Source organism: Pararhodobacter sp. SW119, assembly GCF_017811755.1.
Classification (GTDB): domain Bacteria; phylum Pseudomonadota; class Alphaproteobacteria; order Rhodobacterales; family Rhodobacteraceae; genus Pararhodobacter.
Genome location: NZ_JADDJF010000002.1, coordinates 183427 through 207070, shown reverse-complemented (window position 1 = coordinate 207070; position 23644 = coordinate 183427). Strand labels below are relative to the sequence as shown.

Here is a 23644-nt window from a genome sequence, read left to right as displayed (position 1 = left end):
TGCGCCTTGCGCGGCTCCGGGCGAAAGTTTCATTGCGGTTAACTGCGTCGATTTTTATAGACATATCACTTCCTTACGGAAGTGCGCACGCGTGCGCACTTTCTCGTTTCGCCCTCGCGGCGCCCCTTTAGCCGGCGGCCACGCGCCAGTGCACCGGAAAGCCGGGGTCGAACACGGTGACCGGCCCGGCGCCGGTTTCGATCTTCTCGGGGAAGCGTACCGGCGCGTCCTGCCGTTCCAGCGTCAGCTGGCCGGCGTTCCGCGGTAGCCCGTAGAAATCAGCGCCGTGATGCGCGACGAAAGCCTCCAGCCGGTCCAGCGCCCCGGCGCGTTCGAACACCTCGGCCAGGACCGGCATCGTGTTCGTCGCCGTGAAGCAGCCCGCGCAGCCGCAGGCGGCCTCCTTGGCCGGGTCGGCATGCGGCGCGCTGTCGGTGCCCAGAAAGAACCGCGCATCGCCCGAGGTCGCGGCCTTGAGCAGCGCTTGGCGATGCGTCTCGCGCTTGGCGACCGGCAGGCAGTAGTAATGCGGCCGGATGCCGCCGGCCAGGATATGGTTGCGGTTGATGATCAGGTGATGCGTGGTGATCGTCGCGCCCAGCCCGCGGTCGGCGCCGCGCACATAGGCGACGGCATCGGCGGTCGTCACATGCTCCATGATCACCCGCAACCCCGGCACCGCGCGCCGGATCGGGTCCAGCACCCGGTCGATGAACACCGCCTCCCGGTCGAAGATGTCGATATCGGCGTCGGTGACCTCGCCATGCACGCAGAGCGGCACGCCGGCCTCGGCCATCGCCTCGAAGGTGGCGCGCACCCGGTCGAAATCGCCCACGCCGGAGTCGGAATTCGTGGTCGCCCCGGCGGGATAGAGCTTCACCGCATGGATGATCCCCGCCCGGTGCGCCGCGACGATATCGGCCGAATCGCTTGCCTCGGTCAGATAGAGCGTCATCAGCGGGGTGAAATCCGCGCCGGGCAGGGCGGTGCGGATACGCTCGCGATAGGCCTGAGCCTGCGCACCGGTCACGACCGGGGGCACCAGGTTGGGCATGATGATCGCGCGGGCGAAATCGCGCGCCGATTCCGGCGCGATCCCGGTCAGCATGGCGCCATCGCGCAGATGCAGGTGAAAGTCGTCGGGACGGGTGAGCGTGAGCGTGCGTTGCATGCCCTGCCTCTAGCCGCCGCGCGTGGGTCTGTGAAGGGGGATCAGGCGCGTCCGCCGTCGGACTCGGTCTCGATTTCGGCCTCCGCCTCGGCCAACAGAAGCCGCAGGCGCGGGTGGTCCGAGCGGGCAAGCGCCGCGCGGCAAGCCCGCGCCAGCCGGACCGCGCCGCCGGTCGCCTGCGCGCGCGCGGCCAGACGGCCCAGCCAGGCCGGATCATCCCGGCGCGCGCGCGACAGCCGGTGAAAGAGCGCCGCCGAGATCGTCCCGTCGACCACCGCCTCGATCAGCGGGACGAGCAGGTCGAGCCGGGACAGCGCCGCCGCGGGATCGGGGCCGATATGCCGGGCGCGCAAATGCGTGACCTGTGGACCCCGGAAGAGCGCCGCATGGGCGGCATCGAGGGCCTGCAGGGGATCGTGGATCAGGAAGGTTGCCTCGGTCCCCGCCACCATGTCGGGCGCAAAGCCGTAGCGCGACCGGAAGTCGAGCCGCCGCGCCGTCAGGTCGCGCCGGTCCCAGGGGGCCGTGGCGGGGTCGAGCGTCGCGCGCGGCGCCAGTGCCAGCACGCGGCAACCGGGGGCGACAACGGCATAGGCCGAGGCCGCATAGCCGCCCATCCCCGCCCCGTAGAACGCGACGCGGTCGAAATCCTCGAAAAAACCCTCGTCGATCAGGCGGTCGAAATAGCCCCAGAGATGCCGGTCGCGAAACCAGCTGGCGCCGTCGGCGATGATCGTCAGGCTGGACCAGCCCCGCGCCGACGCGACCCGGTAGCCCAGCGGCATCTGGTCGGCGGCGGCGTCGCGCAGGCTCGACAATTCCTCGAAGCTGACCAGCAGCACCGGGGCGAGGTCGTTGAAGAAGGTGTGGTGTCTTGCGCCGATGGGTTCGAAATAGCCCGCCTCCTCGCCGATCCGGTCGAGATGGGCGCGCCAGTCGTCGACGCTTTTCGCCCCTTCGGCGCTGTAGCGGTCGCGCGGTACGGTTGGCATTGCTGCGCCTCCTCGCGCGGGGCCGGGGCGCGCGGGTCTAGACGAAGCGGACCTTGCCGATATACGGCAGGTTGCGGTCTCGCTGGGCGAAATCGATGCCGTAGCCGACGACGAATTCATCCGGGATCTCGAACCCGGTCCAGGTGGCCTTGATCTCGACCTCACGGCGCGAGGGCTTGTCGAGCAGCGCGCAGACCTCCAGCCGTCGCGGCTCGCGGCTTTGCAGCAGGTTCTTGACGTGATGAAGCGTAAAGCCGGTGTCGACGATATCCTCGACCAGAAGCACGTCGCGCCCGGCGATTTCGCTGCGCAGATCCTTGAGGATGCGCACCTCGCGCGAGGAATGCATGGCGTCGCCGTAGCTGGAGGCTTCGAGGAAATCGACCTCCACCGGCAGATCGAGTTCGCGCACGAGATCGGCGATGAAGACGAAGGAGCCGCGCAACAGGCCTACGACCACCAGCTTTTCCGTTCCCTTGAAGGCGCGCGTGATCTCCGCTGCAAGCGCCTCGACCCGTGCGGCAATGGACTTGGCCGAGATCATCTGGTCGATGACATATGTCCGCTCGCTCATCCGCGTCTCCGGGTCGGGCGCCGTGGCGGGACGGGGCCTCTTGTCATTTGGGCGCGACTTTACGAAAAGGCAGGCGTGCTGACCAGAGGTCGCGGATGCCCCGCCATAGCGAAAACCGCAAGCTGCCCTACACCGCCCGCCAGATCTACGATCTGGTGGCGGACGTGGCGCGCTATCCCGAATTCCTGCCCTGGACAGCGGCGGCGCGGATCCGGAAGGTCGAGCCCCTGCCCGACCGCTCGGAGGGGGCCGAGGTGATGGAGGCCGATCTGGTGATCTCGTTCAAGGTATTTCGCGAACGGTTCGGATCGCGCGTGACGCTGCTGCCGGCCGAGCGGCGGATCGAGACCGAGTATCTGGACGGGCCGTTCAAGTACCTGCAATCGTCGTGGGACATTCAGGACCGGCCCGAGGGCGGCTGCGAGGTGCACTTTCATGTCGATTTCGAGTTTCGGAACGCGCTGTTGCAGAAGATCATCGGCGTCGTCTTCGACGAAGCGATGCGCCGCGTCGTGACCGCATTCGACCGCCGGGCGCGCGCGCTTTACGGAGAGGGCTGAGCGGCCAGCGCGCGCGCCAGCAACAGCAGCGCATGGTCGCGGGCCGCGCGCCGCACGGGGTCGCGGCCGAGAGCGCCGAAATCCACCGTTTCACTCGTGATGCCAGCGGGCGAGGCGACGGCGAAGCAGACCCGCCCTTCGGGCTTGAACTCGGACCCGCCTGGGCCGGCGATGCCGGTGATCGCCACCGCATGGCTGGCGCCGGTCCGCATCCGGGCGCCGGTGGCCATTTCCTGCGCCACGGGTTCCGACACCGCGCCATGCTGCGCCAGTGTCGCTTCGGAGACATTCAGAAGATCGCGCTTCAAGTCATTGGAGTAAGTTATGAATCCACCGATATAGACGTCCGAAGATCCGGGCAGGTCCGTCAGTGCGGCGCCGACCATCCCGCCCGTGCAGCTCTCGGCCGTTGCGATCAGGGCGCTCCGCGCCCGGCCTTGAGAAAGGATCTGGTGGGCCAGCCGGCTCATATAAGCACCAGGTGAGCAAATGTCGCGGCGACCGCGACGACGAGTACCGCGCAAAGCCCGGCAAGGATGTCGTCCAGCATCAGGCCGAGCGGGGTGTGCCAACGGTCGACCCATCCGATCGGGCCGGGTTTCCAGATGTCGAACAGGCGAAAAGCGATGAACGCCAGGACCCAGCCGGGCCAGAGGCGCAGGATATCGGCGCCGGCCATCTGTGCGCCGAGTGAGACCGGCCAAAGCGCGAGGAACATGCCCGCGACCTCGTCCACGACGATCTCGGAAGGGTCGGGGTCGCTACCGCCGCGGGTTTCGGCGATGGCGGCCCACCAGCCGACCGCAAAGATCACGACCGTGGCCAGCGCGACCAGAACGAAGCCGCCCATCATATGCATCGCCCAGACGAACGGCAGTGCCGCCAGCGTGCCCCAGGTGCCCGGTGCCGGACGCAAGAGCCCTGCGCCGAACCAGATCGCGATGACCCGCGTCGCGGTCATGGCGCCACCAGGGTCGCAGTGGCGAGGGCGGCGATTCCTTCCTCGCGCCCGGTGAAGCCAAGCCGTTCCGAGGTCGTGGCCTTGACCGAGAGGCGCGCGGCTTCCACCCCGAGGATAGCGGCAAGTGCTTCGCGCATGGCATCGGCATGCGGGCCGATCTTCGGGCGTTCGCAGATCAGCGTGACATCCGCGTGGGTCAGTCGAAAGCCGCGCGCGGTGACGCGCTCTGTCGCGTGGCGCAGGAAGATGCGGCTTTCGGCACCTTTCCATTGTGGGTCGCTTGGCGGGAAATGTCGCCCGATATCGCCTTCGGACAGCGCGCCGTAGATTGCGTCGGTCAGCGCGTGCATGCCGACGTCCGCGTCCGAATGGCCCTGCAGCGCACGGTCGTGCGGGACCTTGACTCCGCAAAGCCAGACGGCGTCGCCCGGCCCGAAGCGATGCACGTCGAAACCGTTGCCGGTGCGGATGTCCACGGGCGCGTCCTCCGTCCTGAGGGGTCTGGCCAGGATCGCTTCGGCGCGCACGAAATCGGCGGGCCTGGTCAGTTTCAGATTGTCTTGATCCCCCTCGGTGATGGTCACGTCAAGACCGGCGGCGCGGGCCACGGCGACGTCGTCATCGGCCGGCCCGGGATGCGCCCGGTAGGCGCGAAGGATCGCGTCGAAGGCAAAGCCCTGCGGTGTCTGGGCGCGAAACAGTCCGTCGCGCGGGACAGTGCCGGTCACGCGATCCGCATCTGCGCGCCAGAGGGCATCCGTCACCGGCAGGGCGGGGGCGGCGGCGGGGCTGGACCTGAGCGCTTCAAGCACGGCGGTGATGACGGCGGTCGTGACCAGAGGACGGGCGCCGTCATGGATCAGCACCCGTGCCGGCGGATCGGCGGCAAGGTGTTCGAGCGCGGCGCGCACCGACTCGGTCCGGGTTTCGCCCCCGGCGACCCAGGGCAGTCCGATGGGCGCAATGTGACCGGCGTCCTCGGGCCGTATCACCGCAAGAAGACGGTCGAGCCCGGCTGTACGGAACGCCGCCGCGGTTTGGCCAAGTACCGTCCGGCCGGCGAGTGGGCGCCACTGCTTTGCGGTGCCCTCGCCCATGCGCGTGCCGCGCCCTGCAGCAACGAGGATCACCGCAGTCTGATCTTGTTCGCCCATGAGGCAGGGTTAGGGCAGGGCTTATCCCCCCGCAACCCTCGGGACCTGTCCCAAGCATCGCGGATCGCCCCTTTTGCTTGCGACGAAGATCAAGAAATGTGCAAATGATGAATTCTCGCGCATCAATGTCGGGCGCCGCCTTTGCGGCGGGCGTTCGAGGCGCTACATCTCGGGCACCGTTCAAGCGCGAGAATCGATGTCTTCGCCGCCCTTTCCCATTCCTCTCGACCCGCCGGTCCTGCTGGCGCCGATGTCGGGAATCACTGATCTGCCCTTTCGGCGGATCGTGGCGCGCTTTGGCGCGGGGCTGCTGGTCAGCGAGATGATCGCGTCGGGCGAGTTGGTCACCAAGAGGCGCTCGAGCCGGGCGCGCGCGCGCATCGCGGCTGGCCTGCCGACCGCGGTGCAGCTTGCCGGCCGCGACCCCACCGCGATGGCCGAGGCCGCGCGCATCGCCGAAGCCGAGGGCGCGCCGCTGATCGACATCAACATGGGCTGCCCGGCAAAGAAGGTGGTAGGGGGCCTTTCGGGCTCGGCGCTGATGCGCGATCTCGACTTGGCGCAACGGTTGATCGAGGCTGTCGTGCGCGCGGTGCGGATCCCGGTCACGCTGAAGACGCGGCTGGGCTGGGACATAGACTGCCTGAACGCGCCCGAACTCGCCCGCCGGGCCGAGGCGTCCGGCGTGCGCATGATCACCATCCACGGCCGGACCCGCGCGCAGTTCTACACCGGCCGCGCCAACTGGCGCGCGATCCGCGAAGTGGGTTCGAGCGTGCGCATACCACTGATTGCGAATGGCGATGTCCTGGATGCCTCCGACGCCCGTACGGCGCTTGCCCAGTCGGGTGCGCAGGGCGTCATGATCGGCCGCGGGGCGCAGGGGCGGCCGTGGCTTCTGGCACAGATCGCGGCGGCGCTCTACGGCGGCCCGGCGCCTGTGGTGCCGACGGGCGGCGCGCTCGTCGATCTGGTGGGCCTTCATTACGAGTCGATGCTGTCCTTTTACGGGCGCGATCACGGGCTGCGGATCGCGCGGAAGCACCTGGGCTGGTACGTGGATGCGGCGGGCGGTCCGGCTGATCTTCGCGCGCGGCTGATGCGCGCGCCGGAACCGGCGCAGGTCCTGGCGCTGCTGGCGGACGCCCTTTGCGCGCGCGAGGCTGCGGCATGATGCCCCCGCCCGGCGCCATCTGGGCGGCTCTGCCGGTGCCGGCGTTCTTGCTCGCCTCGCAGGACGGGATCGAATGCATCCTCGGCTGCAATCCGGCGGCGGAACTTTTCATGTCGGCGACCAGCGCAACGCTGGAGGGCGAGCCCGCGCTGGACCGGCTGACGATCGACGCGCCGATGGAAGAGGCCTTGGCACGCGCCCGGCGCAACCGCGCGCCGATCTTCATCAACGACGCGGATGTCTGCACCGGGGATCGACCGCCCGTCCTGTGTACCCTGCAGATCGCCCCTCTGAGCGAGGAGGAAGAGACACTTCTGCTGCTGGTCACGCCGCGCGATATTGCCGGGCGGCTGGGGCGGACGCAGGCAACGAAGGCCGCGGCGCGCTCGGCCATCGGTCTGGCCGAGATGCTGGCCCACGAGATCAAGAACCCGCTTGCCGGTATTGCCGGGGCGGCGCAGTTGCTGTCGATGGGATTGCCCAGGGCCGACCGGGAAATGACCGACCTGATCGTCGAAGAGACGCAGCGCATTGTGAAGCTGCTGGACCAGGTCGAGCAGTTCGGCGATCAGCGTCCCCCGGAGCGAAGGCCCGTCAACCTGCATGACGTGCTGGAGCGCGCGCGCCGCTCGGCGGTGGTTGGGTTTGCGGCGCATATGCGCATTCTGGATCAGTACGACCCCTCGTTGCCGTTGACCCTGGCCGACCCGGACCAGTTGCTGCAGGTCTTTCTCAATCTGCTGAAGAACGCCGCGGAAGTTCAACCCCAAGGCGGCACCATCCGCATGCGAACCTATTTCGAGCGTGGTCTGCACTTGCGCCATCCCGGCGGGTCGGTCGCTCTGCCGCTGCACGTGGAGATCATGGACGATGGCCCCGGCCTGCCGGTCGAGATCGCCGAGCAGGTGTTCGAACCCTTCGTCTCGGGCCGCGAGAACGGCACCGGTCTGGGCCTCGCGCTGGTATCGAAGATCATTGCCGCGCACGAGGGATGGATCGAGGTGGACCAGCGTCCTGGCCAGACGACTTTTCGTATCTCGCTGCCCGTCGCGCCGCCCGAAGCGCTTCCCGATTTCCTGACCCAAGCTGTGCCCGACCCCGAGGAGTGAAGCCGATGGATGGTACCGTCCTGGTTGCCGATGACGACCGCACGATCCGAACGGTGCTGACCCAGGCACTGACCCGCGCGGGATGCCGGGTTCATGCGACATCGAGCCTGACCACGCTGATGCGCTGGGTCGAGGAGGGCAAGGGCGATCTGGTCGTCTCGGACGTGATCATGCCCGACGGCAACGGCATCGAGATGCTGCCGCGCATCCGGGCGCTGCGACCTGGGCTGCCGGTGATCGTGATCTCGGCGCAGAACACCATCATGACCGCCATCCAGGCGACCGAGGCCGAGGCCTGGGACTATCTTCCCAAGCCTTTCGACCTGCCGGATCTGCTGAAGCGCGCCGCCAAGGCGATGGAGGCGAGCCCGCGCCGTAATCGCACGCCGGCCACGCCGCCCTCCGGCGAGGTACTGGACCCGCCCGCGGAAACCGATCTGCCGCTGGTCGGGCGAACGCCTTCGATGCAGACGCTCTACCGGCTGGTTGCACGGGTCATGAACACCGACATGCCGGTGCTGATCACCGGCGAGTCCGGAACGGGGAAGTCCCTGATCGCGCGCGCCCTGCATGATTTTTCTGATCGCCGGGCGCAACCGTTCGTGCTGGCAGCGGGCCAGGACCTGGGGCAGGGCGACCCGACCGCCGTGCCGGGGCTGGTGGCGCGCGCGCGGGGCGGCACGCTGGTGATCGACGGGCTGGGTGATCTGGACGGCGCAGCCCAGGCGAGGTTGGTGCGCCTGCTCGATTCGCTGCCGGAAAACGGGCCGCGGCTTCTGGCGATCGCCGAGGGCGACCTGTCGGCGGCGCTGGAGGAAGGGGGCTTTCGCCAAGACCTCTACTACCGCCTTGCCGGAATGACCCTGCATGTCCCGCCCCTGCGCGAGCGGATCGAGGACATTCCGCTTCTGGCCGAACACTTCCTGGCCCGCGCCGCGCGCGATACGGGCGCCGTTCGGCGCATCGCGCCGCAGGCGATGGAGCTTATCCGCCACTACACCTGGCCGGGAAACGTGCGGCAACTCGAAAACACGATGCGCAGGCTGGTCGTGACCGGCCAGACCGAGGAGATCGGACGCAGCGAGATGGAGTCGGCGCTGACCGGCCAGCCCGCGGTGACTCAGGCCAGCGGCGGTGCGCCGGGCGAAAAACTGGGCGAATCGGTCGCGCGCCATCTGCGGCGCTACTTCGAGCTTCATGGCGACGAGTTGCCCCCGCCGGGGCTCTATGACCGCATCCTGCGCGAGGTCGAAGCGCCGCTGATCGAGATTGCGCTGGAGTATACCAGCGGCAATCAGGCGAGGTGTGCTGAGCTTATGGGAATCAACCGCAATACGTTGCGCAAGAAGATCAACGATCTGGATATTCGCGTGACACGCCGCCGCAAATTGATGTAAGCACGCCACAGGGGCGTGGCGAGCCTGCCGCAGTGCGGCCCGCCGGATCGCGCCCGTCGAAAACGAGGCGGCGAGCGGCATCGATGGCGACGGATATTCCGGCACACCAGCCCCCGGGCCTGGCGCCGGTCATGGCGGTTCCCCCGCGACGCAGCCCGCGCCGGCGTCGAATTCAGGCGATTGCAACCTTCGTCCTCGTGACCTTGGCACCCATTCTGGTTCTGGGCACGGTACTGGTGCTCGGTCCGTTCACGGTTCCTGCAGGCGTGCCGTCCCTGCGCGTCATCCTGCTGCTGGACCTTATCTACCTGCTTGTCATCGCCGCGTTGGTCATGGCGCGGATCGCGCGCATGGTGGCCGCGCGGCGCCAGCGCTCGGCCGGTTCGCGCCTGCACATGCGGTTGTCCGCGCTTTTCGCCATCATCGCGCTGCTGCCGGCCGTGACGGTCGCGGTCTTTGCGGTGGTCACGATCAACTTCGGGCTGGAAGGGTGGTTCTCCGAGCGCGTGCGCAACGTCGTCGGCAGTTCGCTCGCGGCCTCCGAGGCCTATCAGGCAGAACAGCAGGAAAACCTGATCGAGGACGGGCTCGCCGTGTCGCGCCGACTGGAGGCGGTGCTTGCGCGCGATCCCCTGGTACCCGAGGGCGAGCTGCGGCAGGTGCTGAGCCAGGCGCAGGCGGATGTGCAGCGCGGATTGCGTGTCGCCTTCATTCTGGACGGGGACGGCAATCTGCGCCTGCGCGGTGAAAGATCCTACCTGTTCGACTTCATCCAGCCGACGCGCGACGAGCTAGAACTGGCGCTGGATGGGGAACTGGTCCTGATCCGTGATCTGGAGAACAGCGAATTCCGTGTGCTTGTGCAACTGCAGGGTCGTGCGGACCGCCTGCTCTATATCGCGCGGGCGGTCGACGGGGACCTGCTCAGCCTTCTGGACGAGACGCAGGCGACCATCCAGCTCTACAACCAGCTTGAACGCGAGCGGGGTCGGCTGCTGTTCAATTTCGGCATGATCTATCTGGGCTTTGCGCTGATCCTGATTCTTGCCGCGGTCTGGCTGGGCATGTGGTTTGCCGAACGTCTCTCGCGTCCTATCGGGCGACTGGCCGGCGCGGCGGAGCAGGTCGGTGCGGGCGATCTGGATCAGCAGGTGCCCGAGGAGAAAGGCGAGGACGAGATCGCCCTGATGGGGCGCGTCTTCAACCAGATGACCCGGCAGTTGAAGCAGCAGCGCGAGGCACTGCTCACCAACACCCGGCAGATCGAACGGCGTCGCCGCCTGTTCGATTCGGTGCTTGGGTCGGTGACGGCGGGCGTGATTGGGCTGGACGCGACGGGCGAGGTGGAATTCGTCAATCGGGCAGCGGAGACGCTGTTAGGCATCGGCGGCGAGGCGGCACAAAGAAAACCGCTAATCGAAGTCGTGCCCGAGTTTGCCGCGCTTCTGGAGCGGCTGCGCAATGGGGAAGCCCGGTTGGACGGCCGCATTCAGGAGGAGTTGCGCCTCGGACGCGGCGGGCGACTTGAGACCTTGCTGGTGCGCCTGGCCGAACGCCGCAACGCTGCAGGCGATCTGGAGGGTTATGTGCTGGCCTTTGACGATGTGACTGAACTGGTCTCGGCGCAGCGAATGGCGGCCTGGGGCGACGTCGCTCGACGGATCGCGCACGAGATCAAGAATCCCCTGACCCCAATCCAGCTGTCTGCTGACAGGATCAAGCGCAAGTTCCGCCGGCACCTGGCCGAGGACGAAGCAAAGGCTCTGGAAGAGCTGACAGATGTAATTGTACGCCAAACCAATGACCTGCGCCGCATTGTTGACGAATTTTCGCGCTTCGCAAGAATGCCCGAACCCGATCGCCGCCCCCACGATCTCGTCGAGGTTGTGCGCGATGCCGTGACGCTTCAGGAGGCCGGGCTTCCCGACGTCGAGATCGTCACCGACTTGCCGGCCTTTCCGATGGTACTCGATATCGATAGGGGCATGATCGGTCAGGCGCTTACAAACCTGATAAAGAACGGCGGAGAAGCAATTGAAAGTTACAAGGAAAGCAATGGTGATGAAAACTACTCCCCGCGGCTCGAACTCAGGATGGTCGAGGGGAACGACGCGGTGACCATCACCATCGCCGACAACGGTATCGGCCTGCCGGAAGACCGTACGCGCCTGTTCGAGCCCTATGTGACGACCCGCAAGCAGGGCACCGGACTTGGCCTGCCGATCGTCAAGAAGATCATCGAAGAACATGGCGGGGCGCTGCGCCTGCGCGACGCGCCCGTCTTCGACGGCAGCACCCATGCCGGGGCGCTGGCCGAAATCCGACTGCCGCTGCTGGGGGGCGCACGCGCGTCGCGGGCAGAGGCCGAACAACAGACCGAGGCAGAGGCATGAGCGATATCTTGATCGTCGACGACGAACGCGACATCCGGGAACTGATCTCGGAAATCCTGCGCGACGAGGGCTACACGACCCGCGTCGCGGCCAATGCCGACGAGGCGATGAACGCGATTTCCGCCGATCCGCCGGCGCTTCTGATCCTCGATCTGTGGTTGAAGGACAGCCGGATGGACGGGATCGGCATCCTGATGGCGGTCAAGCGCGAGCATCCGGGCATCCCCGTCGTCATCATCTCGGGGCATGGCAACATCGAGATCGCGGTTGCGGCGATCAAGAAGGGTGCCTACGACTTCATCGAGAAGCCGTTCAACATCGACCAGCTGATGGTCGTGATAGGCCGCGCGATGGAGACCTCGCGGTTGCGGCGAGAGAATACGCAACTTCGCCGCCGGGATGGTGGGCCAACCGAGATGATCGGCCTGAGCCAGGCGATGAAGCTTCTGAAATCCCAGTTGGCGAAAGTCACGAAGTCGAACGGCCGGGTCATGCTGACCGGGCCCTCTGGCTGCGGCAAGGAGATGGCGGCGCGCTTCATCCATGCGCATTCGAACCGCGCAGATGCGCCGTTCGTCAGCGTTTCCTGCGCGGCCATCGAGCCCGACAAGATGGAAATCGTCCTTTTCGGTCAGGAAGGCGCGCAGGGCGTCGTGCAAGGCTTGCTGGAACAGGCCAACGGCGGCGTCATCTACCTGGACGAAGTCGCCGACATGCCGTCGGGAACGCAATCGAAGATCCTGCGCGTGCTGGTCGACCAGACCTTTACCCGCGTGGGGGGCAACGGAAAGGTCAAGGTCGATCTGCGCGTCATCTCCTCGACCACGCGCGACCTGAGGGCCGAAATCGCGGCAAGCAATTTCCGTCAGGAACTCTACGATCGGCTGAATGTCGTGCCGATCGCGGTGCCCTCGCTCGAGGAACGGCGCGATGACATCCCGCTTCTTGCCGGGCATTTCATCGACCACTTCCACCAGACCCAGGGTCTGCCCAAGCGCGATCTCTCGGCCGAGGCCGAAGCGCAGCTGCAAGCAATGGGCTGGCCCGGCAATATCCGCCAGTTGCGCAATGTGATCGAGCGTGCCCTCATCCTCGGTGAGGGGACGGGCCCGATCGAGGCGAGAGAGCTTCAGGGCGAAAACGGTCAATCCGCGGGCGAGGGGCGGGTGGTTCTGTCGGGCGTGCTCGCGACCCTGCCGCTGCGGGAAGCGCGCGAGCTTTTCGAAAGGGAGTACCTGCTGACCCAGATCCACCGTTTCGGCGGCAACATTTCGCGTACTGCGACCTTCGTGGGCATGGAGCGTTCGGCGCTCCATCGCAAGCTGAAGTCGCTGGGTGTCGGCACCGGTGCCTTGGGCGATGCCCGAAGCGACCGCGAGCAGGTTTGAGGGGCGGCGATGAAGGTCATCATTTGCGGCGCCGGCCAGGTCGGCTGGCAGATCGCGCGGCAACTTTCGGGCGAGGCCAACGACGTCGCCATCGTCGACAACAACCCTGCGTTGGTCCGGCGGGCGACCGATACGCTGGAGGTGCAGGGCGTGATCGGCTTTGCCTCCTACCCCGACGTGCTGGAGGCCGCCGGCGCGCATGACGCCGACATGGTGATCGCCGCCACCTTCTCGGACGAAGTGAACATGGTCACCTGTCAGGTGGCCCATTCGCTATTCAACGTCACCCGCAAGATCGCGCGATTGCGCAACCAGTCCTATCTGCAGGCGCGCTATTCGGACCTTTTTCGTACCGAGCATGTTCCGATCGATGTCATCATCAACCCCGAGCACGAAGTCTCGATGGCCGCTCTTCGCCGGATCGGTGCGCCCTCGACATTCGACGTTCAGGATTTCCTCGACGGGCGCGTGCGCCTCGCCGGTATCGTGCTGGCCGAGGATTGCCCGGTGCTCAACACCGCCTTGCGGGAGCTGACGGAACTGTTCTCGACCCTTCGCGCCATCGTCGTCGGTGTGCGCCGTCACGGTCGGCTGTTCGCGCCCGAGCCGCAGGACCAGTTGTTCGACGGAGATCAGGTGTATGTCATTTCGGACACCGAGGATCTGCCGCGCACGCTCGAGATCTTCGGCAAGCCGCTCGCCCGGCAGGAGCGGGTGGTGGTCATCGGAGCGGGCAACGTCGGCCTCACCGTCGCGCGGGCGCTGGAAGAGCGTCCCGAGCGCATCCGCGTGCGGGCCATCGAGCGGGATCGCGCCCGCGCAGAACTTGCCGCGGATGCGCTGGAACGAACGATCGTTCTGAACGGCGATGGGATGGACAGCGCCATCCTGTCCGAAGCCGGGGTCGAGCGTGCCGACGCGGTTCTGGCCGTGACCGATGACGACAAGATCAACCTGCTGGCCTCGGTCCGTGCCAAGGCGATGGGATGCAAGCTGGCGATCGCGCTGATCAACGACCCCTCGCTGGCCCCGTTGATGGAGCATCTGGGCATCGATGCCTACATCAACCCGCGCGCCACCACGGTTTCGTCCATCCTGCGCCATGTCCGCCACGGGCGCGTCCGTTCGATCTATACCGTCGGCGACGGCGAGGCCGAGGTCATCGAGGCGCAGGTCCTGTCCACATCCTCGCTGGCCGGACGGACCATCGCGTCCGCGGATTTTCCCGAAGGTGCGCTTGTCGGGGCGGTCCTCAAGGGTGAGGTGCTCGTCCGGCCCCGCGGCTCGACCCTGCTGGAGGCCGGCGACGTTCTGGTGATCTTCGTGCTCAAGAATGACGTTCCCAAGGTAGAACGCCTCCTGCAGGTCGCGGTGGAGTACTTCTGACATGCTCGCGCGACTTCTCCGCGCGCCGGTGCCGGTGTTGTTGCTGGGAACGACGGGTGCGGCGATGCTGGTTCCGTCCGGGCATGCCTTTCTGGCGGGCATCGCCCCGGTGGGGCGCGCTTTCCTCTACGCAGGGGTCTTCCTGATCCTGCTTTCCGCACTGCTCGCGCTTGCGCTGAGCGGCGCAAGCGGTCGCCAACGGGCGAACGCACTCCTGCCGCTGTTTGCGGCAAGCTACCTGTTGCTGCCGGTCGCCATGGCGCTGCCCCTGGTCGAGGCCGTGCCGGGCATGCGCTTTCAGGACGCCTGGTTCGAGATGGTCGCCTGTTTCACGACGACCGGCGCCACGGTGATCGAGGCGCCTCATCGCATCGCGGCGTCGGTGCACCTCTGGCGTGGCTTTGTCGCATGGTCGGGCGGGCTGTTCATCCTGGTCGTGGCGATGTCGCTTCTGGCTCCCTTGGGACTGGGCGGGTACGAAGTCGTGCGCGAGAAGGCGCTGCAACCCCTGATGCGCGCCGATGCCGGCGAAGATGTTTCGCTTCGTCTGCGCCAGCAGTTGAACCTGGTCTTGCTGCCTTATCTGGCGGCGACCGCGCTGGTCTGGGCGGCGCTCACATCGCTGGGCGTATCCGGTTTCGACGCGTTGATGCAGGCAATGGCGGCCCTTTCGACCTCGGGTGTGCTGGCGCAGATCGGCCTCGGCCCGGTCGGCCTGGGCGCGGAAGTGGTGTTGTTTCTGGCGCTGCTGCCCGCGCTCAGCCTGCGCATGCGCCCCGGGCCGCGCGGATTCGAGCGGTTCACGCCGCGTCGGGACCCCGAGCTGGTTGCCGGCGTGATCATCCTGCTGGTGGTCATCCTGATCGTCGTGTTCCGCCATATGACCGCGGGGACGGCCCTGCCCGAGGACGAGGCGTTCCCGGCCCTTGGGCGGGCGGTCTGGGGTATGGCATTCAACGGGCTTTCCTTCCTGACGACAGCAGGATTGGTGAGCGAGGACTGGTCGACCATGCGCGCCTGGTCGGGCTTGTCGCCGCCGGGACTCTTGCTGGTCGGACTCGCGCTCATGGGGGGCGGGGTGGCAACGACCGCAGGCGGGGTCAAGCTGTTGCGAGTGCACGCCATGGCCAGGATGAGCCGGGTCGAGGTCGAGCGGATGATCTATCCGTCCATGGTTGTCGGCGGCGGTCCAAGGGCGCGACAGCTTGCCACGGCAGGCGCGCGCGCCGCCTGGTTGCTCGTCATGGTTTTCGCCATTGCCGGCGTTTCGCTGGTCGCGCTGCTCATGGCGATGGGCCTGCGCTTCGAGTCCGCCCTGATCTTCGGTATCGCCGCGCTGACGACCACCGGTCCGTTGACGCAGGTCGCGGCCGAGGCACCCCTCTTGTGGACAGGCGTCTCCGATTCGATTCGTTTCATTCTGGCACTGGCAATGATCCTCGGAAGGCTTGAGATCCTCGTGCTCGTGGCGCTGGTAATGGCGCGACTGGGTCGCGGATGATGCAACCTGCAGTTCAAGGCCCAATTGGTGGCGTGTGGAGGATCAAACGACGGTTTTTAGGCTGGAAAGATCGAGAAAGCCACTCCATACTCCGCTGCCGGGGGGAACGCTGCGTCAGCGCCTATTGACGCAGGCCACGAAAAAAAAAGGCAAAAGCGATGGCCAACGACAAACAGAATCTTCAAGACGCATTTCTCAATCACGTTCGCAAGAACAAGGTTCCGGTCACGATATTCCTGATCAACGGGGTGAAGCTCCTGGGCGTCATCACATGGTTCGACAATTTCTGCGTCCTTCTGCGCCGCGAAGGGCAGAGCCAGTTGGTGTACAAGCACGCGATTTCGACCGTCATGCCGGGGCAGCCGATCAACCTCTATACGGGCGACGAGTGAGCCTGCCGCGACGCCCGATGCGATGATCGACGTGTCCGAACTCGACGGGGCTGGCGGCAAGAGGCCGACTCGCGCCCTGGTGCTTCATCCCGAGATCCGTGGCGAGCAGGTGTCGCGTTCACCGGATGCCGCCTTGTCCGAAGCGATGGCGCTTGCTCAGGCCCTGCCCGGGATCGAACTGGCGGGCGGGCAGGTCGTGCGTCTGCCGCGCGCGCATCCCGGCAAGCTTTTCGGGTCGGGCAAGCTGGATGAACTGAAATCCCGGATCGAGGGCGAGGAGATCGAGCTGGTTCTCATCGACGGCCCGGTCAGTCCCGTCCAGCAGCGCAATCTGGAGCGCGACTGGAAGGTGAAGCTGCTGGACCGGACCGGCTTGATCCTGGAGATCTTTGCCGACCGGGCGCGCACCCGTGAAGGCGTGCTGCAGGTCGAGCTTGCCGCACTCAGCTATCAGCGCACGCGGCTGGTGCGCGCATGGACCCACCTGGAGCGTCAACGCGGCGGGCTGGGCTTTGTCGGCGGCCCCGGTGAAACCCAGATCGAGGCGGATCGCCGCGCCATCGACACCCAGATCGTGCGCCTGCGCAAGCAGTTGGAAAAGGTCGCCAGAACGCGCGAGCTGCACCGCGCCGCGCGTCGCCGGGTGCCCTATCCGGTGGTTGCCCTCGTCGGCTATACGAACGCCGGCAAGTCGACGCTGTTCAACCGGATGACCGGGGCCAGGGTGATGGCGAAGGACATGCTTTTCGCCACGCTCGACCCCACCATGCGCGCGGTTCAACTGCCCGGCGGGCTTCAGGTGATCCTGTCCGACACCGTTGGCTTCATCTCGGATCTGCCGACACAACTGGTCGCCGCCTTCCGCGCCACGCTGGAGGAGGTGCTGGAGGCCGACCTGATCGTCCATGTCCGCGATATCGCGCATCCCGAAACCGAGGCGCAGGCGACCGATGTCGAGGCGATCCTGGGCGCGCTCGGCGTCGCCGAAAGCACGCCGCGCATCGAGATGTGGAACAAGGCCGATCTGCTGCCAGCGGACGATCCGCGCCTGACCATCGCCGCCCGGCGCGACGGCGTCTTTCCAGGGTCGGCGTTGACGGGGCAGGGGCTCAATGCCGTTTTTGCCGCGGTCACGCGGGCACTCGATGCCGAACGGACCACCGCAGAGCTGGTCCTGCCCTATGACGAAGGCCGCGCCCGCGCCTGGCTCTATTCCGAGGGGATCGTGCAGGACGAAGCCCCGGAGGACGCGGGTATTCGGTTGACCGTCCACTGGACGGCGGCGCAGCGGCGTCGTTTCGAATCGCTGCTGTCGGACCCTGAAGCCGAAACCGACGGCCCTCAGTCGTCCTGATCGACCAGCGTGATCTCGCCGGCATCGAGCAGTCCGCGCACCGCATCCGCCACCGCCGCCATCGCCGCCTCCGCGACCGACGCCTTTACCGGGCCAAGCGCTTCGGCCTCTTCGCGCAAGGTGGCGGCCATTCTCTGCGACATGTTCGCCAGCAGGAACTCGGCCGACTTGGCCTCGTTCGTCTCGCCTGCGCCCAGGGCGGCGGCCAGGGCCGAGATCAGTTCGGGCTGCGGGACATCGCGCAGCACGCGCGGCACGTCTCTTGGCTGAAGGCGGGAATGAATATGGCCGAAGGTGAAGATCGCCTTGCGCACGCCCGCGGCAAAGCCCTGATCCTCTTCATCGAGTTCGGCCAGAAGCCGGTCGCGGATCTGCGACGTCGCCAGGTTCAGGATCGCGCCCACCCGGTCGCTCGGCGGCGCCTCGAAAGCGCGGGGCGGGCGCTGGTCCAGTTGCAGCGCAAGTGACTTGCCGATCCGTGTGACCGTCTGGGGTGCAATCCCGCCGGTCAGCGAAATCGCATAGGCGACCCGCCGCGCCCGTTCGCCGGGCATGCGTTCCAGCAGCGCGGCCGCTTTCTTCACCGTCAGCTTCGACAGTGCCACCGCTGCCACCTCGGCGCTTTCCGGCTGCAAAAGTTCCGTCAGTTCGTCCAGTTCGGCGGCGGCAAGGCGTTCCCAGGGATCGGCCGATCCGCGCCCGGCGGCAAGTTCGCGCAAACGCCGTACCGCCGCGGGGCTGAGTTTTCCGTCAAGCGCCTTGATCGCGCCGTCAATTCCCCCTGCAAAGCTGAGGCCGATCTGCTCTAGCGTCTCGATGAACTCGCTGATGACGGCTTCCATCGTATCGCGGTCGACAAGCCGCATTTCGGCAAGCTGCTCGGTCAGCGCGGTCTGCATCTCGTCGGGTAGCGCGGCAAGGTTGATCTCGGCGCCCTGCGCGATCAGCAGGCGGACCAGAATCGCGGCCTTCTGCGGACCGCGCAGCACCGGGATGCGGCGCCCGCGGGGGCTGGTGGCGTGCGTCGGAAGATGACCGCCCGCCGCGTGGGCAGGGCGGGCGGGTTCGGGCGGCGGCCCGGACTTGATCTGTGGCAGCGAGAGCGTCATGCGAAGGTCGATCCCAATCGAATCGTCGCCAGCATCTCAGCGAACAGTTAACAGGGTGCTGAAAGCGGCTGTTTCGAAAAGTCTATTTGCCGTTGCGCCGCGTCCGTTCCAGGATCGACACTGCCGCACGCACGCTCAGTCTGCGCGCCAGATCCAGCCGCCACCAAAAACCCGGCTGCCCCCGGATTCATAGAACACACAAGCCTGCCCCGGGCTCACGCCTTCTTCGGCGTTCAGCAACTCGACCTCGGCACTCGTGGGCCCGGTCGGGCGCACAACGGCCTCGGACGGCGGTCGTGTGGACCGGATGCGCACCGAAAGCGTCCATTCGTCGCGGCTGTCGAAGGGCGCATCGCCCAGCCAGTTGATTTCACGCACCGGAACGCGGCGCGCGCGCAACGCCTCTTTCGGGCCGACGACGACGCGCCGCGACTCCGGGTCCAGCCGGACGACATAGAGCGGATCGGCAAGGCCGCCGATGCCAAGGCCCCGGCGCTGGCCGATGGTATAATGGATCACGCCGCGATGCCGGCCCAGAACATTGCCGTCCATGTCCACGATCTCGCCCGGATCGGCCGCGCCCGGGCGCAGCTTCTCGATAACCGCGGCGTAGTTGCCGTTCGGCACGAAGCAGATGTCCTGGCTGTCGGGCTTGTCGGCGACCGAAAGCCCGTGCTTAGCGGCGAGCGCCCGCGTCTCGGATTTCGAACGCAGGTGGCCCAGCGGAAAGCGCAGATAGTCGAGTTGCTTGGCAGTCGTCGAAAACAGGAAATACGACTGGTCGCGCGCGGGATCGGCCGCCATGTGCAACTCCGCCCCCTGCGGGCCCATCCTGCGCTGGATGTAATGGCCGGTCGCCATGCAATCGGCCTCCAGCTCGCGCGCCGTTTCCAGAAGATCGCGAAACTTCACGCGTTCGTTGCAGCGAATGCAGGGAACCGGCGTGGCGCCCGCCAGGTACGCATCCGCGAATTCGTCGATCACCGCTTCGCGAAACGTGTTTTCGTAGTCCAGCACGTAGTGCGGGAATCCCAGTTCCTCGGCCACGCGGCGGGCATCGTGGATGTCACGCCCTGCGCAGCAGGCGCCCTTTTTGGCCAGAGCCGCGCCATGATCGTAAAGCTGCAGCGTGACGCCGATCACGTCGTAGCCTTGGCCCGCCAGTTCCGCCGCGACGACGGAACTGTCCACGCCCCCGGACATGGCGACCAGAACGCGCGTTTCCGAGGCCGGTTTGGCAAAGCCGAGCGAATTGAGCGCAAGATCGCGCGCCATGGGCAGATCCCGTCGAAGGAGTTGGGCAAGGGTTTCAGAAACTCGCGCGAATATAAGAAAATTCGAGACGTTCTCAACCCCTCGGGGCCGTGTTGCTAAACCCGGCATTAAAGAACCGGGGGCACCCTTTCAGCGGGATAAAGTTGGGGTGTGTGACATGTACCTGAAAAAGATAGACGGCCCGCGGGCCGTGAAGCTGGCGGATGGGACCGTTCTGACGCGTGCCGATCTGCCGCCGCAGAAGACGCGTCGATGGGTGGCCAGCCGAAAGGCGGTTGTCGTCAAGGCCGTGGAAGCGGGCCTGATAACCATGAAAGAAGCGATGGAACGCTACTCCCTGAGCGAGGAAGAGTTCGAGGCCTGGCGCCGCGCCGTTCACGATCACGGTCTCGATGCGTTGAAAGTCACGGCGCTACAAAGATATAGACAACTATAGGTAGAGTGTGTATGGGTCATCCGCACGGTAACCGGGCGTTAACGAACATTGTTCAAACATAGCCCGAGCCAAGGTTAACGCGGAGCCCTATCCATGCGCATTTTGCTAGTCGAGGATGACCCGACGACGGCACGCAGCATCGAACTGATGCTGACTCATGCCAATTTCAACGTTTATTGTACGGACATGGGAGAGGAAGCGGTCGAGCTGGGCAAGCTCTATGACTACGACCTGATCCTTCTGGACCTCAACCTGCCGGACATGACGGGGCTGGACGTGCTGCGCCAGATCCGGCTGGCACGCATCGACACGCCGATCCTGATCCTGACCGGCGAAGACAGCACCGACACCAAGCTCAAGGGGTTCGGCAGCGGCGCGGACGACTACCTGACCAAGCCGTTCCATCGCGACGAACTCGTCGCCCGCATCCATGCGATCATTCGTCGCAGCCAGGGCCACGCCCAGTCGATCATCCATACCGGAAAGATCGCGGTCAATCTGGATGCGAAGACGGTCGATGCCGAAGGCGACACGGTGCATCTGACCGGCAAGGAATACCAGATGCTGGAGCTTCTCAGCCTGCGCAAGGGCACGACCCTGACCAAGGAGATGTTCCTGAACCATCTCTACGGCGGCATGGACGAGCCCGAGTTGAAGATCATCGACGTCTTCATCTGCAAGCTGCGCAAGAAGCTGGCGGAAGCCACGGGCGGCGACAACTACATCGAAACCGTCTGGGGGCGCGGGTACGTGCTGCGCGACCCGGTCCGCACCCAGGACAAGGCCCCGCGCGCGATCAGCGCCTGAACGCGCGCGACGGTCCCTGACCATCAGCCACGGGCCGCCGATAACCTTTCGAACGTCAGGGGCGCGTCCAGCCGGACGCGCCCTTGACGTTTCCCTGCCCGGATTGTGGCGCCGAAAGCCGCCCTCATCACGCGGAGACTCCCGGCGTCGTCCTCGTCCGGCTCAGGCCGCGTCCAAAGCTGCGGTCAGGTCGGCCAGCAGGTCCGCCGCATCCTCCAGCCCGACGCTCAGCCGTATCAACCCCTCGGTAATCCCCAACTCCGCTTTCTGCGTGTCGGGCAGGCGCTGGTGGGTCGTGGTCGCGGGATGGGTGGCGATGCTGCGCGCATCCCCCAGGTTGTTCGAGATCAGCACGACGCCGAGCGCGTTGAGAAAGCGGAACGCGGCCTCCTTCCCGCCGGCTACCTCCAGCGCCATCACCGTGCCGGGGCCGCCCATCTGCGCCGAGGCGATCTCGTGTTGCGGATGGCTCTCGAGCGCGGGAAAGAGGACCCGCGACAGCTTGGGATGCCCCTCAAGCGCTCGTGCCAATTCCTGCGCCGTCCTTGCCTGCGCCCGGACGCGCAGGTCCATCGTGGTCAGCCCGTTCAGCAGGACCCAGGCGTTGAACGGGCTCATCGCGCTGCCGGTATGCTTCATGTAGGGCTCGATCGTGCCGCGGATGAACTCGCGCGTGCCCAGAACCACGCCGCCCAAGCAGCGCCCCTGACCGTCGACATGCTTAGTTGCCGAGTAGATCACCACATCGGCCCCCAATGCCAGCGCCTGGGAAAAAACCGGCGTGGCGAAGACGTTGTCGACAATGACCAGCGCCCCGACCGCCTGTGCCAGTCCCGCGACCGCCTTCAGGTCGACAACCTCCAGCGTCGGGTTCGACACGCTTTCCAGAAACACCGCCTTGGTGCCGGGCCGGATCGCCGCGCGCCACTGGTCCAGGTCGGTTCCGTCGACAAAGGTCACTTCGACGCCAAAGCGCTTGAGCACCTCGTCCAGCACGTAGATGCAGGATCCGAACAGCGCCCGCGCCGCGACGACGTGATCGCCGGTGCGCAGCATGGCGCACAGCGTCCCGGACACCGCCGCCATGCCGCTTGCCGTGGCAAAGGCGTCCTCGGTCCCTTCCAGCGCCGCCATCCGGTCCTCGAACGCCGCCACGGTCGGATTGCCGTAGCGCGCATAGATGAACTCGTCGCGCCCGGATTGAACAAAGCGCGCCTCGGCGGCTTCCGCGGTCGGATAGACAAAGCCCTGCGTCAGGTAGATCGCCTCGGCCACCTCGCCGTACTGGCTGCGGCGCGCGCCGGCATGCACGGCGACCGTCCGCGGCGCCCAGGGTTTGCCATCCGTCCCGTCGGTGCTGCGCATCTTCCCACTCTCTCAAGACCCTGCGCGGCGGTGGCGCAATCCGCGCTTAGCCCCTTGCCGCGGGCACGTCAATCAAGCGTCAACGGCGGCGTAACCATCAGGTAACGCGCCGCGCGCAGACTGCGCGCAGAACTTCCGCCGGGAATGCCACATGCCGCTTCTTCAGATCACCGCGACCCGGTTCGGGTTGACCAGCGCCGCCGCCCCGGTCGATTGCATCGGGGTCCCCGCCTCGGATTCGCCCGAGGCTCAGGTGCGTCATGCCCTGGTCGGGCTGCCGGCGGGCGCGCCGGTGCTGATCATGATCCACGGCATGGGCTACGTGCCTGGCGTCGCCGCCGTGGACCCGCATCGCCTGATCTACGCGCCGCGCTCGGGTCAGGCCACGCGCCGCTACCTGTCCTGGCCCCGCCACCTTCGCTTCACGCCGGCCTCGCCGACCGAGGCGGCGGCGCGTCCGGGGCTCTGTATCGGGTTCGGCTGGAACGGCGGCGGCGGTGTCTGGGCGGCGAGCCGTCAGGCCGAGGCCGCCGCGCAAGCGCTGGCGCGGCTTGTGCAGATCGTGCGCCGCGCCGCCCCCGACCGACCGGTGGACCTCTTTGCCCACAGCCTCGGGGCGCGGGTTGCGCTCGCGGCGGTCCCGCTTCTGCACGCTGGCGCATTGGGTCGCGTCTTCCTGCTCGCCGGCGCCGAACTGGGCCCGCGCGCGTTGCGGGCGATCGACTCCCCCGCCGGACAGGGCGCCGAATTCATCAATGTGACCACGCGCGAAAACGACATCTTCGACATGCTGTTCGAACTGAGCCAGATCCCGATGCACGGTCGCGGGCGTTCGATTGGCCTGGGCTTGCGCGAGGCGCCGAACTGGCTCGATCTGCAGATCGACCATGCGCCGGTGCTCGACCGGCTTGCGGCGCTGGGTTTCGAACTCGCGCCGGCGGGTCTGCGGGTCTGCCACTGGTCCGTCTACCTGAGGCCGGGTATCTTCCGGCTCTACCGGACCCTGGTTCACGAGCGCGAGCGCCTGACCCTGCCTGCCCTGCGCGAGTTGCTCGCCGAACCACCGACGCCGCGATGGTCGCGGCTGGTTTCGCGGCGTTTGGCCTTGCCTTTTGCCCCGCGGGGACCAAACCTCCCTGAATAACT

22 protein-coding genes are annotated in these 23644 nt (G+C 66.6%); 13 read left to right on the top strand and 9 right to left on the bottom strand.

Annotation, left to right across the window (positions count from 1 at the left end):
- Window positions 1-127 precede the first annotated feature (127 nt).
- From pyrC to hpt, 3 genes are read right to left on the bottom strand one after another with little or no spacing between them, the layout of a single operon-like run.
- Window positions 128-1171 carry a dihydroorotase gene (pyrC, locus tag IM708_RS02780; protein WP_209424789.1) on the bottom strand — a complete coding sequence of 348 codons (1044 nt, stop codon included), beginning with the start codon at window positions 1169-1171 and terminating at the stop codon, window positions 128-130.
- Window positions 1172-1212: 41 nt separating this feature from the next.
- Complete coding sequence (locus tag IM708_RS02775; protein WP_209424788.1) at window positions 1213-2163, bottom strand: hypothetical protein; 951 nt, start codon at window positions 2161-2163, stop codon at window positions 1213-1215.
- Window positions 2164-2200: 37 nt separating this feature from the next.
- Entirely contained in the window at window positions 2201-2737 is a 537-nt protein-coding gene (hpt, locus tag IM708_RS02770) for a hypoxanthine phosphoribosyltransferase (RefSeq protein ID WP_209424787.1), read from the bottom strand.
- A gap of 95 nt (window positions 2738-2832) precedes the next feature.
- Between hpt and IM708_RS02765 the strand changes: the two genes are divergently transcribed.
- Window positions 2833-3297, top strand: a complete 465-nt coding sequence (locus IM708_RS02765) for a type II toxin-antitoxin system RatA family toxin (protein ID WP_209424786.1) — start codon at window positions 2833-2835, stop codon at window positions 3295-3297.
- Here IM708_RS02765 and IM708_RS02760 read toward each other — a convergent pair.
- The 3 genes from IM708_RS02760 to IM708_RS02750 are packed head-to-tail and all read right to left on the bottom strand — an operon-like array spanning window position 3282 to window position 5412.
- On the bottom strand, window positions 3282-3767 hold the full coding sequence (locus tag IM708_RS02760) for a CinA family protein (RefSeq protein WP_209424785.1): 486 nt from the start codon (window positions 3765-3767) through the stop codon (window positions 3282-3284). The two genes, IM708_RS02765 and IM708_RS02760, sit on opposite strands and share 16 nt — an antisense overlap.
- A complete protein-coding gene (locus tag IM708_RS02755) occupies window positions 3764-4258 on the bottom strand; it encodes a phosphatidylglycerophosphatase A (protein WP_209424784.1) in 495 nt (164 codons plus the stop codon). The genes IM708_RS02760 and IM708_RS02755 overlap by 4 nt, the downstream gene beginning before the upstream one ends.
- Window positions 4255-5412: a bifunctional 2-C-methyl-D-erythritol 4-phosphate cytidylyltransferase/2-C-methyl-D-erythritol 2,4-cyclodiphosphate synthase gene (locus IM708_RS02750; RefSeq protein ID WP_209424783.1), complete on the bottom strand. Its 1158-nt coding sequence runs from the start codon at window positions 5410-5412 to the stop codon at window positions 4255-4257. The genes IM708_RS02755 and IM708_RS02750 overlap by 4 nt, the downstream gene beginning before the upstream one ends.
- Window positions 5413-5608: 196 nt before the next feature.
- Here IM708_RS02750 and dusB point away from each other — a divergent pair, with 196 nt between their 5' ends.
- From dusB to hflX, 9 genes are all read left to right on the top strand, one after another.
- Window positions 5609-6586 carry a tRNA dihydrouridine synthase DusB gene (gene dusB, locus IM708_RS02745; protein ID WP_209424782.1) on the top strand — a complete coding sequence of 326 codons (978 nt, stop codon included), beginning with the start codon at window positions 5609-5611 and terminating at the stop codon, window positions 6584-6586.
- Window positions 6583-7695 carry an ATP-binding protein gene (locus tag IM708_RS02740; RefSeq protein WP_209424781.1) on the top strand — a complete coding sequence of 371 codons (1113 nt, stop codon included), beginning with the start codon at window positions 6583-6585 and terminating at the stop codon, window positions 7693-7695. Before dusB ends, IM708_RS02740 begins: the two co-directional genes overlap by 4 nt.
- A gap of 5 nt (window positions 7696-7700) precedes the next feature.
- On the top strand, window positions 7701-9092 hold the full coding sequence (locus tag IM708_RS02735; RefSeq protein WP_209424780.1) for a response regulator: 1392 nt from the start codon (window positions 7701-7703) through the stop codon (window positions 9090-9092).
- Between the two features lie 131 nt (window positions 9093-9223).
- Window positions 9224-11485: a PAS domain-containing sensor histidine kinase gene (locus tag IM708_RS02730; protein WP_209424779.1), complete on the top strand. Its 2262-nt coding sequence runs from the start codon at window positions 9224-9226 to the stop codon at window positions 11483-11485.
- Window positions 11482-12873: a sigma-54 dependent transcriptional regulator gene (locus tag IM708_RS02725; RefSeq protein WP_209424778.1), complete on the top strand. Its 1392-nt coding sequence runs from the start codon at window positions 11482-11484 to the stop codon at window positions 12871-12873. Before IM708_RS02730 ends, IM708_RS02725 begins: the two co-directional genes overlap by 4 nt.
- Before the next feature lie 9 nt (window positions 12874-12882).
- A complete protein-coding gene (gene trkA / locus IM708_RS02720) occupies window positions 12883-14259 on the top strand; it encodes a Trk system potassium transporter TrkA (protein ID WP_209424777.1) in 1377 nt (458 codons plus the stop codon).
- A 1-nt stretch (window position 14260) separates the two neighbouring features.
- On the top strand, window positions 14261-15760 hold the full coding sequence (locus IM708_RS02715) for a potassium transporter TrkG (protein ID WP_209424776.1): 1500 nt from the start codon (window positions 14261-14263) through the stop codon (window positions 15758-15760).
- A 158-nt stretch (window positions 15761-15918) separates the two neighbouring features.
- A complete protein-coding gene (gene hfq, locus IM708_RS02710) occupies window positions 15919-16152 on the top strand; it encodes an RNA chaperone Hfq (RefSeq protein WP_209424775.1) in 234 nt (77 codons plus the stop codon).
- A 22-nt stretch (window positions 16153-16174) separates the two neighbouring features.
- A complete protein-coding gene (gene hflX, locus IM708_RS02705) occupies window positions 16175-17506 on the top strand; it encodes a GTPase HflX (RefSeq protein ID WP_209424774.1) in 1332 nt (443 codons plus the stop codon).
- Here hflX and IM708_RS02700 read toward each other — a convergent pair.
- Window positions 17494-18615, bottom strand: a complete 1122-nt coding sequence (locus tag IM708_RS02700) for a FliG C-terminal domain-containing protein (RefSeq protein ID WP_209424773.1) — start codon at window positions 18613-18615, stop codon at window positions 17494-17496. The genes hflX and IM708_RS02700 overlap by 13 nt on opposite strands.
- Before the next feature lie 135 nt (window positions 18616-18750).
- The gene (gene mnmA, locus IM708_RS02695; protein WP_209424772.1) at window positions 18751-19890 is read right to left on the bottom strand and encodes a tRNA 2-thiouridine(34) synthase MnmA; all 1140 of its coding nucleotides are present in this window, start codon (window positions 19888-19890) and stop codon (window positions 18751-18753) included.
- A gap of 157 nt (window positions 19891-20047) precedes the next feature.
- On the opposite strand from mnmA, the gene IM708_RS02690 reads away from it, so the two are divergent.
- The gene (locus tag IM708_RS02690) at window positions 20048-20326 is read left to right on the top strand and encodes a DUF1153 domain-containing protein (protein ID WP_209424771.1); all 279 of its coding nucleotides are present in this window, start codon (window positions 20048-20050) and stop codon (window positions 20324-20326) included.
- Between the two features lie 93 nt (window positions 20327-20419).
- A complete protein-coding gene (locus IM708_RS02685) occupies window positions 20420-21133 on the top strand; it encodes a response regulator transcription factor CtrA (protein WP_209424770.1) in 714 nt (237 codons plus the stop codon).
- A 162-nt stretch (window positions 21134-21295) separates the two neighbouring features.
- On the opposite strand, the gene metZ is transcribed toward IM708_RS02685, so the two are convergent.
- Window positions 21296-22498: an O-succinylhomoserine sulfhydrylase gene (metZ, locus tag IM708_RS02680; RefSeq protein ID WP_209424769.1), complete on the bottom strand. Its 1203-nt coding sequence runs from the start codon at window positions 22496-22498 to the stop codon at window positions 21296-21298.
- Between the two features lie 151 nt (window positions 22499-22649).
- Here metZ and IM708_RS02675 point away from each other — a divergent pair, with 151 nt between their 5' ends.
- Window positions 22650-23642 (top strand): alpha/beta hydrolase, encoded by a 993-nt coding sequence (locus tag IM708_RS02675; RefSeq protein WP_209424768.1) that lies wholly within the window; start codon window positions 22650-22652, stop codon window positions 23640-23642.
- Window positions 23643-23644: the final 2 nt, after the last annotated feature.

What these genes read in the sequence shown, in the direction of transcription:
- pyrC (WP_209424789.1), bottom strand. Translation starts at nt 1,171, where the DNA reads ATGCAACGCACGCTCACGCTCACCCGTCCCGACGACTTTCACCTGCAT.
- IM708_RS02775 (WP_209424788.1), bottom strand. Translation starts at nt 2,163, where the DNA reads ATGCCAACCGTACCGCGCGACCGCTACAGCGCCGAAGGGGCGAAAAGC.
- hpt (WP_209424787.1), bottom strand. Translation starts at nt 2,737, where the DNA reads ATGAGCGAGCGGACATATGTCATCGACCAGATGATCTCGGCCAAGTCC.
- IM708_RS02765 (WP_209424786.1), top strand. Translation starts at nt 2,833, where the DNA reads ATGCCCCGCCATAGCGAAAACCGCAAGCTGCCCTACACCGCCCGCCAG.
- IM708_RS02760 (WP_209424785.1), bottom strand. Translation starts at nt 3,767, where the DNA reads ATGAGCCGGCTGGCCCACCAGATCCTTTCTCAAGGCCGGGCGCGGAGC.
- IM708_RS02755 (WP_209424784.1), bottom strand. Translation starts at nt 4,258, where the DNA reads ATGACCGCGACGCGGGTCATCGCGATCTGGTTCGGCGCAGGGCTCTTG.
- IM708_RS02750 (WP_209424783.1), bottom strand. Translation starts at nt 5,412, where the DNA reads ATGGGCGAACAAGATCAGACTGCGGTGATCCTCGTTGCTGCAGGGCGC.
- dusB (WP_209424782.1), top strand. Translation starts at nt 5,609, where the DNA reads ATGTCTTCGCCGCCCTTTCCCATTCCTCTCGACCCGCCGGTCCTGCTG.
- IM708_RS02740 (WP_209424781.1), top strand. Translation starts at nt 6,583, where the DNA reads ATGATGCCCCCGCCCGGCGCCATCTGGGCGGCTCTGCCGGTGCCGGCG.
- IM708_RS02735 (WP_209424780.1), top strand. Translation starts at nt 7,701, where the DNA reads ATGGATGGTACCGTCCTGGTTGCCGATGACGACCGCACGATCCGAACG.
- IM708_RS02730 (WP_209424779.1), top strand. Translation starts at nt 9,224, where the DNA reads ATGGCGGTTCCCCCGCGACGCAGCCCGCGCCGGCGTCGAATTCAGGCG.
- IM708_RS02725 (WP_209424778.1), top strand. Translation starts at nt 11,482, where the DNA reads ATGAGCGATATCTTGATCGTCGACGACGAACGCGACATCCGGGAACTG.
- trkA (WP_209424777.1), top strand. Translation starts at nt 12,883, where the DNA reads ATGAAGGTCATCATTTGCGGCGCCGGCCAGGTCGGCTGGCAGATCGCG.
- IM708_RS02715 (WP_209424776.1), top strand. Translation starts at nt 14,261, where the DNA reads ATGCTCGCGCGACTTCTCCGCGCGCCGGTGCCGGTGTTGTTGCTGGGA.
- hfq (WP_209424775.1), top strand. Translation starts at nt 15,919, where the DNA reads ATGGCCAACGACAAACAGAATCTTCAAGACGCATTTCTCAATCACGTT.
- hflX (WP_209424774.1), top strand. Translation starts at nt 16,175, where the DNA reads ATGATCGACGTGTCCGAACTCGACGGGGCTGGCGGCAAGAGGCCGACT.
- IM708_RS02700 (WP_209424773.1), bottom strand. Translation starts at nt 18,615, where the DNA reads ATGACGCTCTCGCTGCCACAGATCAAGTCCGGGCCGCCGCCCGAACCC.
- mnmA (WP_209424772.1), bottom strand. Translation starts at nt 19,890, where the DNA reads ATGGCGCGCGATCTTGCGCTCAATTCGCTCGGCTTTGCCAAACCGGCC.
- IM708_RS02690 (WP_209424771.1), top strand. Translation starts at nt 20,048, where the DNA reads ATGTACCTGAAAAAGATAGACGGCCCGCGGGCCGTGAAGCTGGCGGAT.
- IM708_RS02685 (WP_209424770.1), top strand. Translation starts at nt 20,420, where the DNA reads ATGCGCATTTTGCTAGTCGAGGATGACCCGACGACGGCACGCAGCATC.
- metZ (WP_209424769.1), bottom strand. Translation starts at nt 22,498, where the DNA reads ATGCGCAGCACCGACGGGACGGATGGCAAACCCTGGGCGCCGCGGACG.
- IM708_RS02675 (WP_209424768.1), top strand. Translation starts at nt 22,650, where the DNA reads ATGCCGCTTCTTCAGATCACCGCGACCCGGTTCGGGTTGACCAGCGCC.